The organism is Mediterraneibacter torques (assembly GCF_044591705.1).
Classification (GTDB): domain Bacteria; phylum Bacillota; class Clostridia; order Lachnospirales; family Lachnospiraceae; genus Mediterraneibacter; species Mediterraneibacter torques.
This window is the reverse complement of the sequence record NZ_CP172594.1, coordinates 2,557,342-2,573,838: the sequence shown is the minus strand read 5'-3', so window position 1 is coordinate 2,573,838 and position 16,497 is coordinate 2,557,342. Positions and strand designations below refer to the sequence as shown.

Genomic DNA, 16,497 nt, shown 5'->3' with positions numbered 1-16,497 from the left:
ACCGCTATAGTATTTGTAGTTAAAAAATATTTAACAATTTAGTAAAGAATTAAAGGTGCTGAGGAAGAGGAGTACATCGTTACTGCCGTCAGAGAGAACCGTTCGGGGAGAGGAGCAAAGCTGCCGGTCAGACCGGTTGGGAGAGAAGATCACCCGGCTGAAAGACGGTTTCGGAGAGGGATGATGGAAGGTAGCTTCTAAACCGGATATCTGAAGGGCTGGAAAGTCTGTGGAGGTTCCTGGATTCAGGATTTCAGAATGCAGAGGCAGGGCAGGTAGGATTTCCCGGAGTGGTTTCCGTTAAAGAACTTAAGAGATACAGAAAATTGTCTGTAAGATAAGGTGGTACCGCGAGATTTTCGCCCTTTACATTAGTAAAGGGCGTTATTTATATTATAGACAATTAGAAAAGTAAAGGAGAGATAGAATGAGCAAGGAGCTTGATAATTATGTGAAAGCATTCGAGATTGCTCCGCTGACGACATTTTACAAAAATAGTATTTTGGTGGCAATTATAGCAACAATATTGAATTTGTTGATTTTCAGTATGGCAGCATATGTGCTTGTAAGATGTAGATTTCGATTTAAGGGTTTGATTACAATGCTGTTTTCGGCAGCTCTTGTGATTCCGGGAGCCGCGCTTTTGCAGCCGTTATATCAAACGTTAAATTCGGCACATCTTTACGATACGTTGACAGGGTTGATAGTTGTATATGCGGCGCTTGGAATGCCGACTACCTTATATATTATGATGAGCTATTATAAGACAATTTCTCCTACTTTGGAGGAAGCTGCATATATTGATGGAGCAGGATTTTTCAGAACATTTGTACAAATTATTTTGCCGCTTACGAGACCGGCATTTGCGACTGCCGGGGTACTTCAGTTCCTGCTTTGTTGGAATGAATTCCAGTTTGCGTTGACATTGACTACGGGAACTGAAAAAAGAACGCTTCCAATTGCGTTATATTATTTCAAGAGTGCGTTTGCAAGTGATTATGGAGCTATGTTTGCAGCTACGGTGCTTGTTACAGTTCCAAGTATTATTGTTTATATGTTGATGCAGAAGCAAGTAATATCCGGATTGGCTGCCGGTTCTGTAAAAGAATAGAATTCGGAGGAATGCGGATGATGAATGATGAAATTTTGCGGATTAATGGATTTGAAATTGTAGAAGATGGATTTGATCAAGACAAAAATAAATATTATGAAGGAATTTTTACACAAGGAAACGGATATTTTCATGTGAGAGGAAGTTTTGAAGAAGGACTTGCAGATGCTCCGCAAAATGAAGTGTACACCAGAACGATGAAGAGTGTCACTACGGAGCAGCAGCGACATCCACTTTCAAAGCAGGGAACATTTTTGCCGCTTATGATGGGAAAGCATCCTTTTTTAGAAGAGGTGATCATTAATTTACCGTATTTTATGCGGATAGAAATTGCGGCAGGTAATGAGAAGCTGGACATGATCCGAAGTGATATTAGAGATTACCGACGGGTTCTTAATATGAAAACAGGAGAATTGACGAGATCCTTCACTTGGATTACAGCTTCCGGAGAGGAGATTGATGTTAAATTTTCAAGGTTTGCAAGTCTTGATGAAAAGCGATTGTTTGTACAGCAGGCAGACTTGAAACCAAGAAAAGGAACGCCTTACATTACTGTTAAGAGTGGAATTGATGCCGGAGTTACTACAAATGGTTACTGTCATTTTACAGAATCCAGCCTGTTTGAAAAAGAGAATAAAATTGGTGTTACAGTTAAGACAGATGTTGGAGAAAGAGCATCTATTATGTGTGAAAATCAGTTGCGTGGTTTAGATGCGGTATGTCATACAGAGTTAGAGAAAACAACAATAGATGTAATTTATGAAGGGGCTTTGACTGAAAATGCGACATTAGTGAAATATAGTGTGCTGGGATGTTCGAGAGACCGGACAGAAGACTACATCAAAGAAATGAAAGAGTGTCTTGAACAAACAGAGAGATTAGAGTATAAACAATTACTTGAAAAAAGTAAAATCATTTGGGAGCAGAAGTGGAAAGATTCCGATGTGCTTGTAGAGGGATGCCAAAAGCTGCAGGATAGCCTTCGGTTTTCGATTTATCATTTACTTAGATGTGGCGGAAAAGAGGAAGAACGTATTCAGGTATGCGCGAAAGGATTTGCCGGCGAGGCATATTATGGAAGATATTTTTGGGATAGTGAAATGTATCTTCTTCCGTTTTATCTGTATACGGATCCGCTATCGGCGAAAAGTTTAATCGGCTATAGATATTGGACTTTGGAAGGAGCAAAACAAAATGCGCAGCGATATCATTGCAGAGGAGCACGTTATCCGTGGCAGTCAGGGCTTACAGGAACAGAGCAGTGTTCTATGTGGGAATATGCGGATAATGAAGTTCATATTACAGCAGATGTAGCATTTGGGGTAATGCATTATTACTTTGCATCGGGTGATGAAAAGTTCCTTTTTGATAAGGGGGCTGAAATTCTGTTGGAAACTTCAAGGTTTTGGAGTGAACGTGTGGATAAAGGCGAAGACGGGGAATATCATCTTTTGAATGTGATGGGACCGGATGAATATTCTCCTATGACAAGGGACAATGGGTTTACGAACTATATGGTGAAATTCAACCTTATTTCTGCATTGGAAACATTACGCCTTTTGAAAGAAAAGAAACCGGACCGTTATCGCGAAGTTATGGAAAAGACAAACACTTTGGAAAGTGAATTGGAGATTTTCAAGAAGATTGCAGATTCTCTTGTCGTTCCTTATGATGAAAAACGAAAATTGTATCTGCAAAGTGCAGATTTTGAAGATTATGCACTAATAGATATGGATTCCATTTGGAAGGATAAGAAGAAAGCGTTTGGTCATTACGCTTCTCAGGAAAAGATTTATAGAAGCAGGTGTATCAAGCAGGCGGATATAATTGCGTTAATGAGTATTTTCCCGGAAAAATTTACAGAGGAGCAGTTGAGGGTGGCATATGAATATTATAAACCTTTGACAACACATGATTCATCTTTATCTCCGGCAGTGCATATGCTTGTGGCAAATCGATTGGGAATGGAAGAAGAAACAGAACAATTTCTTGATCGGACAATAGCGGTAGATATGGAACTTGTGCGCAGAGGAGCGGAAGATGGAATCCATATAGCAAATTGTGGCGCGCTGTGGCAAATGGCTGTTCAAGGGTTTATGGGGATGCTGCCGGCTTATCAGGGAGAGAAACTTCGATTTGAACCACATATGCCATCGTTTATAAAGAGTATGGAGACGACGCTTACATGGAAAGGAAGAAAATATAAGGTACATGTACAAGGTGAAAAAGTATCTGTGCAGGAAATGCCGGTAAAAAAAAGAGGGTTTTTGTTTGACTTAGACGGAGTGTTGACGGATACTGCTGAATATCATTTTCTCGCATGGAAAAAGCTGGCGGATGAATTGGGACTTGCGTTTGATAAAACAGTAAATGAGCGGTTGAAAGGAGTAAGCAGAGAGCGTTCGTTTGAGATAATTTTAGAAGTAAATGGGGCGCAGGAAACATTTTTATCTGAGGATAAAGCGAAATTTATAGACAAGAAAAATGAATACTATAAAGCGTTGATCAAGCAGGTGACGTCAAAAGATATTCTTCCGGGAGTGATGGATTTTTTGAATGAATCGAAAAAGCAGGGAATTCTTCTTGCGGTAGCTTCGGCGAGCAAGAATGCGAGAACGGTTCTTGAGGGACTTGGAATTCTGTCTATGTTTGATTATGTGGCTGATGCTTCTAAAATACGATATACGAAACCGGATCCGGAAGTGTTTATAGATTGCATGGAACACTTAAAACTACAACCGTGGGAATGTATTGCGTTTGAAGATGCGGCGGCAGGGATAGAAGCGATTCAGGCGGCAAACATAGCTGCTGTCGGTATTGGAGCGAGTGTTAAACCGGCTGTTCCGGACGTATTCTTGGATAATACGGAAGAGTTGTCTATTGAAAAAATAGAAAATTTACTTTATAAGTAAGTTTTGACAAATAGCGGTCTGATTTAGAAAGTCATTCCGCTATTTGCAGTTTCACGGCAGAATTCTCAGAGCAATAGTGTTTAGCAGGTTTTCATAGTTTCTTCATCGGTCAGCCATTCCATACTTACATCTAAAGTTTTTGCAAGAATTTTTAACTCATAATCGGTGACGAATCTGGTGCCGATTTCAATTCTGCTAATACTATCTCTTTCTATTGTGATTCCTTGAGTTTGCAGGCGGGCGGCCAAGTCTCTTTGAGTGATGCGTTTTTTTGTTCTGGCAAGTTTGATTTTTTCGCCACAGAGATTTTTTCTTCCTTCATAGTTATAGATTTTCATATATTTATCGGCCCTCTTTTGCGTGGTAATAATCAGAAATTTTCTTGACTTTAACATATTTTGAACGCATAATTGTGTTAAAGATACGTATAAATGAGTTTTATTACTCTGGATTGCTTTTTAGAAAGTATATTACATGGCGGAAAACAGAGAACATCAATTAGTGGAAGGAGATGCTGTAATGAGAGTGTCAGGGGGAGGGCACTTCAAACAAAAGTCGATAAAATCAAAATTTGTATCAATATCGCTTAGAGATAAATTGATTTTTTTGTTTGTGGGAACTTTGTTTGTTGAGTTGCTGTTATTCGGATGTGTTATGTCTTTTTATCTGTATATAAATGCCAAGAAAAATGTTTCCGATAATATTGATACAACAGTTACGGCGGTTTCAGAGGTAATGGATCAATCTTTTTTGGTGATGGAAAATTTGGTGTTAGAGTTGGCTGCGAGTAACGGGGTGCAAAATTGGCTGGATGACAGTCATTATTATGATCGGGAAAATTCTGAATTTTATCTTAGAAAAACAGAATTTAGCAGAGAGTTAAACAGGATATTAATATACAGTAATGCAAAAAAATTAGATGTAGTTGAATATGCGGCGGTATTTAATGATGGTTATCTTTTGGATTATGTTGATGTGCAGTCAGTCGGTGGAAATAAAGTACAGCGAGAAGTTTATAAGGCGTATGAAGCGGCAGAACAAGAAACAGAAAAATACATTTATTCGGAACTTGTGATGGGCTCTGAAAATGTGATTTTTCATATACGCAGAATGAGATCGGATTTTGAAAGAGATGTTCCGCTTATTATAATGGTTGCGACAAATGAAAGAGATATTGCATCACAGTATGAGAATCTCGTTCAAAATGAAGGTGAAGTAGTATATTTGATAGATGAGGAAAATAAAGTACTGTCAAGTAATAAAGAAGATGAAATAGGTTCGTATATAGATGAAAAAATTACAGAATGTGATACCGGGGAAGTCTATTTGAACGAAACATATATGATGACTTCCAGAGAAGTGGAAAATTTGGGAAAGGGAGTACGCCTTGTTCACCTTTATCCACAAAGTTTACTGATAAAAAAAGTTTTGGAAGGGATACGGACGTATATCATTTTGGGGGTTATGCTGATTATAATATGTCTTATTGCGGCTGTTGTAATTAGTTTGAAATCAACGGGATTTCTAAATGAATTTATACATGCGATGGAAAGTGTGCGGAATAGAAATTATGATATTCGGATCAAAGAATATAAAAATGCAGAGATAAATAGTCTGGGCCGAGCATTTAATGAAATGATGGATGAGCTAAGGGAGTTGATTCGCAATAAATATGAGTCGCAGATATTGCTTAATGAAATGGAAATAAGGTTTCTTCAACATCAGATGAATCCTCATTTTCTTTTTAATGTATTGTTGACAATACAAATTAAAGCGAAGAGAAGTGGGAACGAAACAATCTATAAAATGGTATCGAAATTGTCCGCACTTTTGCGAGCCAGTATTTATACGAACAATGTTGATAGAATCACAGTGGGAGAAGAACTTGAATATACAGAATTCTATTTATATCTTCAGAAAATGAGATTTGAGGATAGATTTTTTTATAAAATTATTGTTGAGGATGAAGAACTAAAAAAGAGTATTATACCCAAATTTGTGATTGAGCCCATTGTGGAAAATGCGGTGATTCATGGGATTGAAAATATAGAAAACGAGGGTGTGATACGAATTGTATTAAAAAAAATGGGGACGGATTTGCTTGTGACGGTTCAGGATAATGGAGCGGGGTTTGATGTGAAAGAATATTTTAATTCACTTGAACAGGCTGAGAACGGTTCGTCAAGAGAAAAAATAGGCCTAAAAAATGTAGATTTAAGACTTCGACATATTTATGGAGAAGAGTACCGGATTAAAATTAAGAGCAAAATAAATACAGGCACCATTATTTACATTAAGATACCGATTGAGGAGAGAGAAGAAAATGTATAATGTTATTGTTGCGGATGATGAAAAAAATATCAGGGAAGGAATTGTGGAATTAATAGAGTGGGAAAAGCTTGGATGTAAAGTTTGCGCTTCTATGCAAAATGGCGCGCAAGTGTTGAAATATTTAGAAGAAGAAAAAATACATGTAGATATTATAATAACAGATATAAAGATGCCGATTATGGATGGAATGGAATTAATCGGAATGCTTAATGAAAGATTTCCGGATATTAAAGTGATCATTTTGACGGCATATAGTGATTTTACATATGCACAACAGGCAATAAAATTTCAGGTTTCTGATTTTGTAGTGAAAAACGATTTTTTTTTAGAATTGCCTAGAGCAGTGAAAAAAATAATTGAGCAGTGTGAAGTGGATGCAAAAAAATGTGTGGGCAGAGAGAAAGAGATCCCCTTTTTCCAAGGCGAAGCATGCAGGGTATGTGCGTGTGAAATGCGAGATATTGAACGTTATGATTATGAGGTGTGCAAAAATAGAATAGAAGAGATATTGAATAGTACTTTTTTAGATCACAAAGTTGTGGTGGCTGAGGGAGAAAGCGGGATGCTTATTTTCGTTATAGAATATAAAGGCTCGGAGGAGAATGCTGCGTGGTTTCAAAGAAGACTGGAAAAAGTTGTTTCGATAGCAAAGATATTTCAGAATATAAGATTGAGGATTGGAGCGGGAAAGGTTGTAAAGAGTGCGGAATGGGGAAGAGTGGGGAAAAAACAGGCTATAAGAAACCTTTCCGATATATATACAGATAATAGTCCTGTTAATGTAAAGGAAAACTATACGGAATATATTCAGTATTGGAAAGATGAAAATGATGTGGAAAGTTATATGAGGCGTTTGTATGTTGCGCTGCGCAGTGGAATGGAGGAGAACAAGAAGTTATGTGCAGAGGAGTTTGAGGAATATTTAAAACAGGAAACTCGTCCTATAGAGCAATGCCGGTCGGATACGCATGCAATAATATTGTACCTTGTCAGAAAGGTGAAAAGCAAGGAAAAAATGGAAAAGATATTGGTGCCTGAGAAGGCGCTTGATGCAGTTTATAGAAGTAAATCAAAAGCTGCGCTTGCGGAGGTGATGAGAGAAACCTGCGAGGCTATTTCGACTATTTTGGAAGAAGAACAAAAAGAAGGAAGCAGCTTGTCAAGAAAGGTAAATTCTATTATTGAAAGGGATTATAGAGGGAAAATAAGTCTGAAAGATATTGGTAAAGAGTTGTTTGTAAATAGTAGTTATTTGAGTCGGGTATACAAAAAAGAGACAGGGTATACAGTTACTGACGCTATTAATTCATATAGAATTGAAAAGGCAAAAGAAATTCTCGAAACAGGAGAATATAGAGTTTGTGAAGTGGGGGAAATGGTGGGGATTGAAGATCCGGCATATTTTACACATGTTTTTTTGAAATATGAAGGAAAAAGTCCGTCGGATTTTATGAATCGATAAATTTATGAATCAGTCAAAATTTTACAAGAAAATAAACGGTCGATGTGGTGTCGATTTGCACAGAATATAATAAGAGATAACTACATCTGTAATGGAAATGCTGTGAAAAAGTTCCAAAAATATAGAAAGAACAAAGAAAATACTGATATTTTTGTGCGAATATGGTAAAATTCTAATACTTGTGAAACTTGAAAAAATAAAAAAAGATCAAGGGGAAAGGAAAAGTATGAAAAAGAGAAAGTATCTGGCATTGTTATTAGCTGCCGGAATGATCGTGCAGACAGCTCTTTCGACCGGCGGAGTTGTGCAGGTTCAGGCTGCCGAAGACACATACGTTAAAACGGATGAGCTGACAGACAACGATACGGCGGCGCCGAAGAAGGACAAGACGATACCGTCAAAGAATCAGTATGAGTATCAGAAACAGGAACTGGCTGCATTTTGCCACTTTGGACCGAATACATTTAATGAGATCGAATGGGGAGAACATTACGGCGATAAGACTCCGAATGAGATCTTTAAACTGACGGAAGATTTTGATGCGGACACACTTGTTAAAACATTGAAAGAAGCAGGTTTCAAGAAATTGATCGTGACTGCGAAGCACCATGATGGTTTCTGTATATGGGCAAGTGAAGCAACGCAGTACGACGTTTCCGGCGCGACAAATTATCAGGGTGGAAAAGGTGATGTCCTTGCCGACATTTCAAAAGCATGTACAGAACATGATATGGACATGGGCTTATATCTGTCCCCGTGGGATATCCATGATGAAAGCTATGGGTATAAAGATGCATCCGGTAAGGCATTAGTAGAGTTTGTGGATACTAATAATGATGGAAAACCAGATAAAAACCAACCGGTCAATGGTTTGACTTGGGAACAAGTAAAACAGCAAGATGCGAAAGATTACAATAAATATTATAATGATCAGTTGATCGAGATACTTGGAAACGACAAATACGGAAATAAAGGGCATTTTAAAGAAGTATGGATGGATGGTGCGAAAGGAAGCGGCGCCGGATATCAGGAATACGACTTTAAAAAATGGTTTGACACAATTCAGCAATATGAAGGAATTGCCGGAAATCAGGTTGACGACTGTATGCTGTTCGGAGCAGAAGCTTACACAACTGTCCGTTGGATCGGAAACGAGAACGGATTTGCGGCAGAGGAGACTTGGTCAAAATCGAATGTAGATAAAGAGAAAAATACGATTAACAGCAACTCTTCGGGCGGATATACGAAAGGTTTCCCAGACGGAAATCAGTGGACAGTTCCGGAAGCGGACGCACGAATCACGTCAGGATGGTTCTGGGGAGATAGTAAGAAGACACCGAAGACAATGGAAGAATTATCAGAGATGTACTTCCGCTCTGTAGGTCATAATGCTCCGCTTCTTTTGAATGTTCCTCCGAATAATAAAGGAAAAGTTGACGATGCGATCTTAAGACGTGTAACGGAATTCGGTACGGCTATTAATAAAACGTTTGAGAAGAACCTTGCAAAAGATGCTGAGGTTTCCGCAACAGAAGTTCGCGGAAAGGACACAACTTATTCTCCGCAGAACGTATTGGACGGAAAAGATGATACATATTGGACTGTGAATGATGAGACAAAATCAGGCACACTTCTGATCGACCTGAAAAAAGATACACTGTTCGATGTTGTGTCTATCGAAGAGTCGATTGAGTTCGGACAGAGAATCGGCAAGTTTAAAGTTGAGTATCAGACTGCGAACGGTGAGTGGAAGAAGTTTGACGAGGGAACAACGGTTGGCGCGAAACGTCTCAGCCGCAGAAGCCCTGTAAAATCAAGTAAGATCAGGATCACGGTAACGGCGCATGAAAGCGCGGAAAATAAAATTCCTATGATCAGTGAGGTCGGCGTTTATAAAGCGGCGGCAGGTATGGAAGCTCCGAACGGAATTCCGGAAGGACTTCAGGTAGTCGATGACAGAGCGTTTACGGCAGACGGATGGTCAAAGGAGTCGGGAGATCAGTTTATCGAAGGCACAGGTATGTGGTGTCGTCCGAATGCAGAGGCAACTGTGAAGTTTACAGGAACGAAAGTATGGCTTGTAGGTACGATCGATCCGAGCCACGGTCCGGCAGACGTATATATCGACGGCAACAAGGTGGCGTCTATTAATACGAAGTCAGATAAGAGAAAGCTTCAGCAAAGAATCTTTGAGTCTGATACGTTAAAAGAAGGAAAGCATACATTAAAAATTGTTAATACAGGAACGGGTACAGAGGCAATCGGAGTAGATGCCGCGTTAGTATTGAACAACGGCGGAAAAGGTATGTTCCAGATCGAGTATCCGAGCTATCGTGTTAATGAAAACACAAAGACTCCGATCATGGTAAAACGTCTCGGAGGAACAAAAGGCGAAGCTACGGTACAGTTCCAGGTAAATCCGGGAAGCGCATGGCAGGATCACTTTAATGCAGACGGAAATATGGAGTTGAAGTTTGCAGACGGTCAGACAGAGGCGCAAGCTCATGTTGAGACAAGAAGAGTGCCGGGAGAGACAGGCGATCTTTCCTTTACTGCTGTTCTTGCAGATCCGACGAACGGAACGATTATCGGATTCAATAATCCGGTGACAGTGACGATCGCTGACTCTGAGCAGTATACAAAAGAAAAAGTAAAAGAAAAATTAGCTCAGATCGAGAAAGCAGGATATAATGAAGCGCAGTATACAAGCGGAAGCTGGGAAGCGCTTCAGGCGGCGATAAAAGATGCGAAAGCAGTTATGGAAAAAACAAATGCAGGAGCACAGGATTATGCCGAAGCTTGTACGAAACTGGAAGCGGCTCTGAACAGTCTTACAAAGCGATCTACATACACAGATGAAGATAGATTTATTATGCCTCGTCTGAAAGGAAGAACAAAACAGCTTGAGGCAGAGCACTTCATATTAGATAAAGGAACATCGGAAAATGGTAAACACGTTCGCCTTGTGGCAGATGATAAAGCAAGTAACGGACAGAAAGTCGGTTGGTTTGAAAAAGGCAACATCATCAAAGTTCCGTTCCATGCAGATAAAGCGGGAACATATACGTTCAAAGCAACATACCAGAGCGGAAGACTGGCAAGCGGAAAACAGCCGAACTCTTTGAACTGGTCTGGCAAGAACGTGACAGCAGGATCTAAGGCTGACATATATGGAACAGAGTCTAACGGAACGAAATATGAGACGTTAGAGTTTGATGTAGAGATCACGGCAGCAGGCGACGGAGAACTGATCTTTACTGCAGACGACAAAGGTTCTCCGAACCTTGATAAATTTGAAGTAACGGCAAAAGAAGTTCCGATGGAGAAATACACGATCACTTCATCCGTTGCAGAAGGCGAGCAGGGAACGATTTCACCGCTTGGAGCAGTGGAAGTAGAAGAAGGTTCTTCAAAGGAATTTGAAATGAAGCCGAATGAAGGCTATGCAGTGAAGGATGTAGTCGTAGACGGAAAATCCGTAGGTTCTAGAACGAAATATACATTTGAGGAAGTTTTGGCAAACGGACATACGATCACTGCTACATTTGAAAAAGAGATGTATGCGGAAGACAATCGATTTGAATTCCCTGTAGACGGAAATGCAAAGACTCTTGAAGCAGAGAGACTTGAAGCTAAAAACGTAGAAGACCCAAGCGACGGTCAGTGGAAGATGGAAGTAAAGGAAGCTGATTGGGCAAGCGGCGGTAAGTTTGTCAACTCGATGAACAAAGGCGATACGCTGACACTTTACTACAATGCTCCGCAGGCGGGAGAATATACAGTTACGTTGTCTTACAGAAGCGGAAGCACTCAGAACGGATTCAAATGGGCAGAAAAAGACGGCAAGATCGAAGCCGGAGAAGTAACGGCAGGCGCAAGCAGCGCAGATGCGACACATACGAAAGAATTCAAACTGAATGTGAAAACAGCAGGCGAAGGATGCCTCGTATTTACGGCGTTCGATACAAAAGCTCCGCAGTTGGATAAATTCGATATCAAGAGTCCGGGAACACCGGTTCCTCCGATTTCTGCAGTAGAGCTTGAAGCGGCAGTTAAGGCGGCTAAGGGATTAGATCTGAATGATTACAAAGATGACGATGCCAAAACTGCATTTACTGCAAAACTGGAAGAGGCGGAAAAACTTCTTGCAGACATTGCCGGCGGAAGCTTTGCGGGAACACAGGACGATGTGAATCAGATGGCAAAAGAGCTGAAAGCTGCACAGGAGGCTTTGAATGAAAAAGATCAGACTCCTCAGGTGAATAAAGATACGCTTAAGGAGGCAATCGGCAAGGCGGAAGCGCTTGATCTGACACAGTATAAAGAAGAAGGTAAGGCAGAGTTTAATGCGGCTCTTCAAAATGCAAAGGCAGTTCTTGAAAAAGCAGATGCAGATCAGGATGAAGTCGATCAGGCAGCGCTTGCATTGAATACGGCAATCCAGAATCTGAAACCGGTCGACGGCGGAAGCGGCGATGGAAACGGTGAAGGAAACGGAAATGGAAGCACAGGCGGAAACGGAAACGGCAGTGGAAGCACAGGCGGAAGCGGAAACGGTAGTGGAAACGCAGGCGGAAATGGAAGTACAGGAGGCAGCGGCACAGGAAATTCGGCAGTGCAGACAGGCGACAGCTCAAACCTGTTTGTATATGCGGGAACATTACTCCTTGCAGCGGCAGCGTTCGTATTCGGATTCAGAAGAAGAAATCAGGAAAAATAATTCTGATGCCGAAGGCATTCGGACAATCTGAATAAAGAGATAACAGAGACGGGAAAGTTATGGATTATCTGAGAAGATAACCGTGATTTTCCCGTTTTTTATCATTTATTTTAAAGATATGACTGTGAAAAGACGGAGCAATTTTATAAAGAAAGAATGAAAAAAAGAAAAAAGACATGAAAAAGGCGGAAAAGTTGGCAAATCCCTTGACTTTCTTAAAAAAACGTAATAAACTAACCTAGCGTGCAGAAAAAGACGTTGTTCTTTTTGTGCGCCGAAAAGGATAAAGACATATTATCCGCAGCCCCTTATGACATAAGTCATGAGGAAACGAATAATTCATAGGAGGTGAAAAAGAATGCCAACATTTAACCAGTTAGTTAGAAAAGGTCGCCAGACTTCAGAGAAAAAGTCTACAGCACCGGCTCTTCAGAAAGGATACAACTCCCTGAAGAAACGTGCGACTGACGTATCTGCACCGCAGAAAAGAGGTGTTTGTACAGCAGTTAAGACAGCTACTCCGAAGAAACCGAACTCAGCTCTGAGAAAAATCGCCAGAGTTCGTCTCTCTAACGGAATCGAAGTAACAAGCTACATTCCGGGTGAAGGACACAACCTTCAGGAGCATAGCGTTGTTATGATCCGCGGAGGAAGAGTTAAGGACCTGCCGGGTACAAGATACCACATTATCCGTGGTACACTTGATACAGCAGGAGTTGCTAAGAGAAGACAGGCTCGTTCTAAATACGGTGCAAAAAGACCGAAAGACGCAAAATAAAAAACTGAGAAAGGAAAACAGGTATAAGCACAGCGGCGTATTTGTTTTCATCCGAGGTTTTCATGAGAAGATCGGAAGTACGTCAGTACGAAAGGCTGCGTAAGCGAATCGGATTTTCGAGTGGACGATAAGCGTAAAAGAACAAGAGCAGTAACTAAGTAGTTAAATCGTATCACAAACAGAACTATGATTATCGTGCCTCATTGATCGTTCAGTGAGAAAGGGTTGCGGATTTGAGATTCCGCTCCGAAGGAGTACCGGAGGTGCGGACAAAGATAGACGTCCCGCGGCCGCGAGCACATGGTATGTGATTTCATAGAAGACACATGTGAGTACCGATGAATTAATCCCGGTATAACCGGAAAAAATGATTAAGGAGGGAAGGACCGTGCCACGTAAAGGACATACTCAGAAAAGAGATGTATTAGCGGATCCGATATACAACAATAAAGTTGTTACCAAACTTATCAACAACATCATGCTTGACGGTAAGAAAGGTGTAGCACAGAAAATTGTATACGGAGCATTTGAAAGAGTAGAGGCAAAGGCTGAGAAACCGGCGATCGAAGTGTTCGAGGAAGCTATGAACAACATGATGCCGGTTCTGGAAGTAAAAGCAAGACGTATCGGTGGAGCAACATATCAGGTACCGATCGAGGTTAGAGCTGACAGAAGACAGGCGCTTGCTCTTCGCTGGTTGACTATGTATTCCCGTCAGAGAGGCGAGAAGACAATGGAAGAGAGACTGGCAAACGAAATTCTTGACGCAGCGAACAACACAGGCGGAGCTGTGAAGAGAAAAGAAGATATGCACAAGATGGCAGAGGCAAACAAAGCGTTTGCACACTATCGTTTCTAAGAGCCGGACACTGCTGCGCCTCTTAGCGAGGCAGGTGCGAGGCATATTCTTCGGAAATTATCCCGAAGAATGACCAAATAGAGGAGGAAAAGATCTTGGCTGGTAGAGAATATCCATTAGACAGAACCAGAAACATCGGTATTATGGCGCATATTGATGCCGGAAAGACTACGACAACAGAGCGTATTCTTTATTATACAGGTGTTAACCATAAGATCGGTGATACTCACGAAGGAACTGCAACTATGGACTGGATGGCCCAGGAGCAGGAAAGAGGTATCACGATCACATCTGCTGCGACAACATGTCACTGGACGCTGCAGGAAAACTGCAAGCCGAAAGCAGGCGCGTTAGAGCATCGTATCAACATCATCGATACACCGGGACACGTTGACTTTACAGTAGAAGTAGAGCGTTCCCTGCGTGTGCTTGATGGTGCGGTAGGTGTATTTTGTGCCAAGGGCGGTGTTGAGCCTCAGTCAGAAAACGTATGGCGTCAGGCTGACACATACAACGTACCGAGAATGGCGTTCATTAACAAGATGGACATCATGGGCGCTGATTTCTACAACGCAGTAGAGCAGATTAAAACAAGATTAGGTAAAAACGCAATTTGTCTTCAGCTTCCGATCGGAAAAGAAGACGAGTTCAAAGGAATCATCGATCTTTTTGAAATGAAAGCTTACATCTACAACGATGACAAGGGAGATGACATCTCCATCGAAGAGATTCCGGAAGCAATGAAAGATGACGCAGAGCTGTATCATACAGAACTCGTAGAGAAGATCTGCGAGCTGGATGACGAGCTTATGATGATGTACCTTGAAGGTGAAGAGCCGTCGATAGACGAGCTGAAGAAAGTGCTGAGAAAAGCGACATGCGAATGTACTGCTGTTCCGGTATGCTGCGGTACAGCTTACAAGAACAAAGGTGTTCAGAAGCTTCTTGACGCAGTAATCGAATTCATGCCGTCACCGCTTGACGTTCCGGCTATTCAGGGTGTAGATATGGACGGAAATGATACAGTGAGACATTCTTCTGATGAAGAGCCGTTCTCAGCGCTTGTATTCAAGATCATGTCTGACCCGTTTGTAGGTAAACTTGCTTACTTCAGAGTTTACTCGGGAACAGTGAATTCCGGATCTTATGTGCTCAACGCTACAAAAGGTAAAAAAGAGCGTGTTGGACGTATCCTTCAGATGCATGCCAACAAGCGTGAAGAGCTGGATAAAGTATATTCAGGAGATATCGCTGCAGCAATCGGATTCAAGTTCTCTACAACAGGAGATACAATCTGTGATGAGCAGCATCCTGTAATTCTTGAGTCCATGGAATTCCCGGAGCCGGTTATCGAGCTTGCTATCGAGCCTAAGACAAAGGCTTCTCAGGGAAAACTTGGAGAATCTCTTGCAAAACTTGCAGAAGAAGACCCGACATTCCGTGCTCATACAAATCAGGAAACTGGACAGACAATCATCGCTGGTATGGGTGAGCTTCACCTTGAGATCATCGTTGACAGACTTCTTCGTGAGTTCAAAGTTGAGGCTAACGTAGGTGCACCTCAGGTTGCTTACAAAGAGTCCATCACAAAACCGGTTGATGTTGACAGCAAGTATGCGAAACAGTCAGGTGGACGTGGACAGTACGGACACTGTAAAGTTAAATTCGAGCCAATGGATGTCAACGGTGAGGAGACATACAAGTTCGAGTCTACTGTAGTCGGAGGAGCTATTCCGAAGGAATACATCCCGGCAGTAGGTGAAGGTATTGAGGAAGCTATGAAATCTGGTATCCTTGGAGGATTCCCGGTAGTTGGTGTTCATGCTAACGTATACGACGGATCTTACCATGAAGTCGATTCCAGTGAGATGGCATTCCACATCGCTGGTTCTCTTGCATTCAAGGATGCAATGAAGCAGGGATCACCTGTACTTCTTGAGCCTATCATGAAGGTAGAGGTTACAATGCCTGAAGAATATATGGGAGATATCATCGGAGACCTGAACTCACGTCGTGGACGTATCGAAGGTATGGATGATCTCGGTGGTGGAAAGATTGTACGTGCGTATGTTCCGCTGTCAGAAATGTTCGGATACTCTACAGACCTTCGTTCCAGAACTCAGGGACGTGGTAACTACTCAATGTTCTTCGAGAAATACGAGCCAGTACCGAAGTCTGTACAGGAGAAGGTATTATCCAATAAAAATGCCTAAAATATTATAAAAGGCTTGAAAATCGGCTAAGTTTGAAATATAATCAAACTTAGCCAGGTTTAAAATCGAAACCAAAACTAGGTTGCCCCATATCGGGCTATATTTTTAAGG

General features: G+C 41.3%; 9 protein-coding genes. 8 read left to right on the top strand and 1 reads right to left on the bottom strand.

Annotation, left to right across the window (positions count from 1 at the left end):
- Positions 1–427: 427 nt before the first annotated feature.
- Together ACH9UM_RS12060 and pgmB are read left to right on the top strand one after the other, a co-directional pair.
- Positions 428–1,111, top strand: a complete 684-nt coding sequence (locus tag ACH9UM_RS12060; RefSeq protein WP_009243138.1) for a carbohydrate ABC transporter permease — start codon at positions 428–430, stop codon at positions 1,109–1,111.
- 17 nt (positions 1,112–1,128) lie between these two features.
- The gene (gene pgmB, locus ACH9UM_RS12055; protein WP_317305135.1) at positions 1,129–4,023 is read left to right on the top strand and encodes a beta-phosphoglucomutase; all 2,895 of its coding nucleotides are present in this window, start codon (positions 1,129–1,131) and stop codon (positions 4,021–4,023) included.
- Between the two features lie 80 nt (positions 4,024–4,103).
- Here pgmB and ACH9UM_RS12050 read toward each other — a convergent pair whose 3' ends face one another.
- Positions 4,104–4,361 carry a helix-turn-helix domain-containing protein gene (locus tag ACH9UM_RS12050; RefSeq protein WP_009321419.1) on the bottom strand — a complete coding sequence of 86 codons (258 nt, stop codon included), beginning with the start codon at positions 4,359–4,361 and terminating at the stop codon, positions 4,104–4,106.
- A 136-nt stretch (positions 4,362–4,497) separates the two neighbouring features.
- On the opposite strand from ACH9UM_RS12050, the gene ACH9UM_RS12045 reads away from it, so the two are divergent.
- From ACH9UM_RS12045 to fusA, 6 genes are all read left to right on the top strand, one after another.
- Positions 4,498–6,354: a histidine kinase gene (locus ACH9UM_RS12045; RefSeq protein ID WP_400091452.1), complete on the top strand. Its 1,857-nt coding sequence runs from the start codon at positions 4,498–4,500 to the stop codon at positions 6,352–6,354.
- Positions 6,347–7,816 carry a response regulator gene (locus ACH9UM_RS12040; RefSeq protein WP_238095069.1) on the top strand — a complete coding sequence of 490 codons (1,470 nt, stop codon included), beginning with the start codon at positions 6,347–6,349 and terminating at the stop codon, positions 7,814–7,816. Before ACH9UM_RS12045 ends, ACH9UM_RS12040 begins: the two co-directional genes overlap by 8 nt.
- A gap of 226 nt (positions 7,817–8,042) precedes the next feature.
- Positions 8,043–12,536 (top strand): alpha-L-fucosidase, encoded by a 4,494-nt coding sequence (locus tag ACH9UM_RS12035; protein WP_400091450.1) that lies wholly within the window; start codon positions 8,043–8,045, stop codon positions 12,534–12,536.
- 358 nt (positions 12,537–12,894) lie between these two features.
- Complete coding sequence (gene rpsL / locus ACH9UM_RS12030) at positions 12,895–13,314, top strand: 30S ribosomal protein S12 (protein WP_004847546.1); 420 nt, start codon at positions 12,895–12,897, stop codon at positions 13,312–13,314.
- A 388-nt stretch (positions 13,315–13,702) separates the two neighbouring features.
- Positions 13,703–14,173, top strand: coding sequence for a 30S ribosomal protein S7 (gene rpsG / locus ACH9UM_RS12025; protein ID WP_009243127.1), 471 nt, complete (start codon positions 13,703–13,705; stop codon positions 14,171–14,173).
- Between the two features lie 95 nt (positions 14,174–14,268).
- Positions 14,269–16,386 (top strand): elongation factor G, encoded by a 2,118-nt coding sequence (gene fusA / locus ACH9UM_RS12020; RefSeq protein WP_009243126.1) that lies wholly within the window; start codon positions 14,269–14,271, stop codon positions 16,384–16,386.
- Positions 16,387–16,497 lie beyond the last annotated feature (111 nt).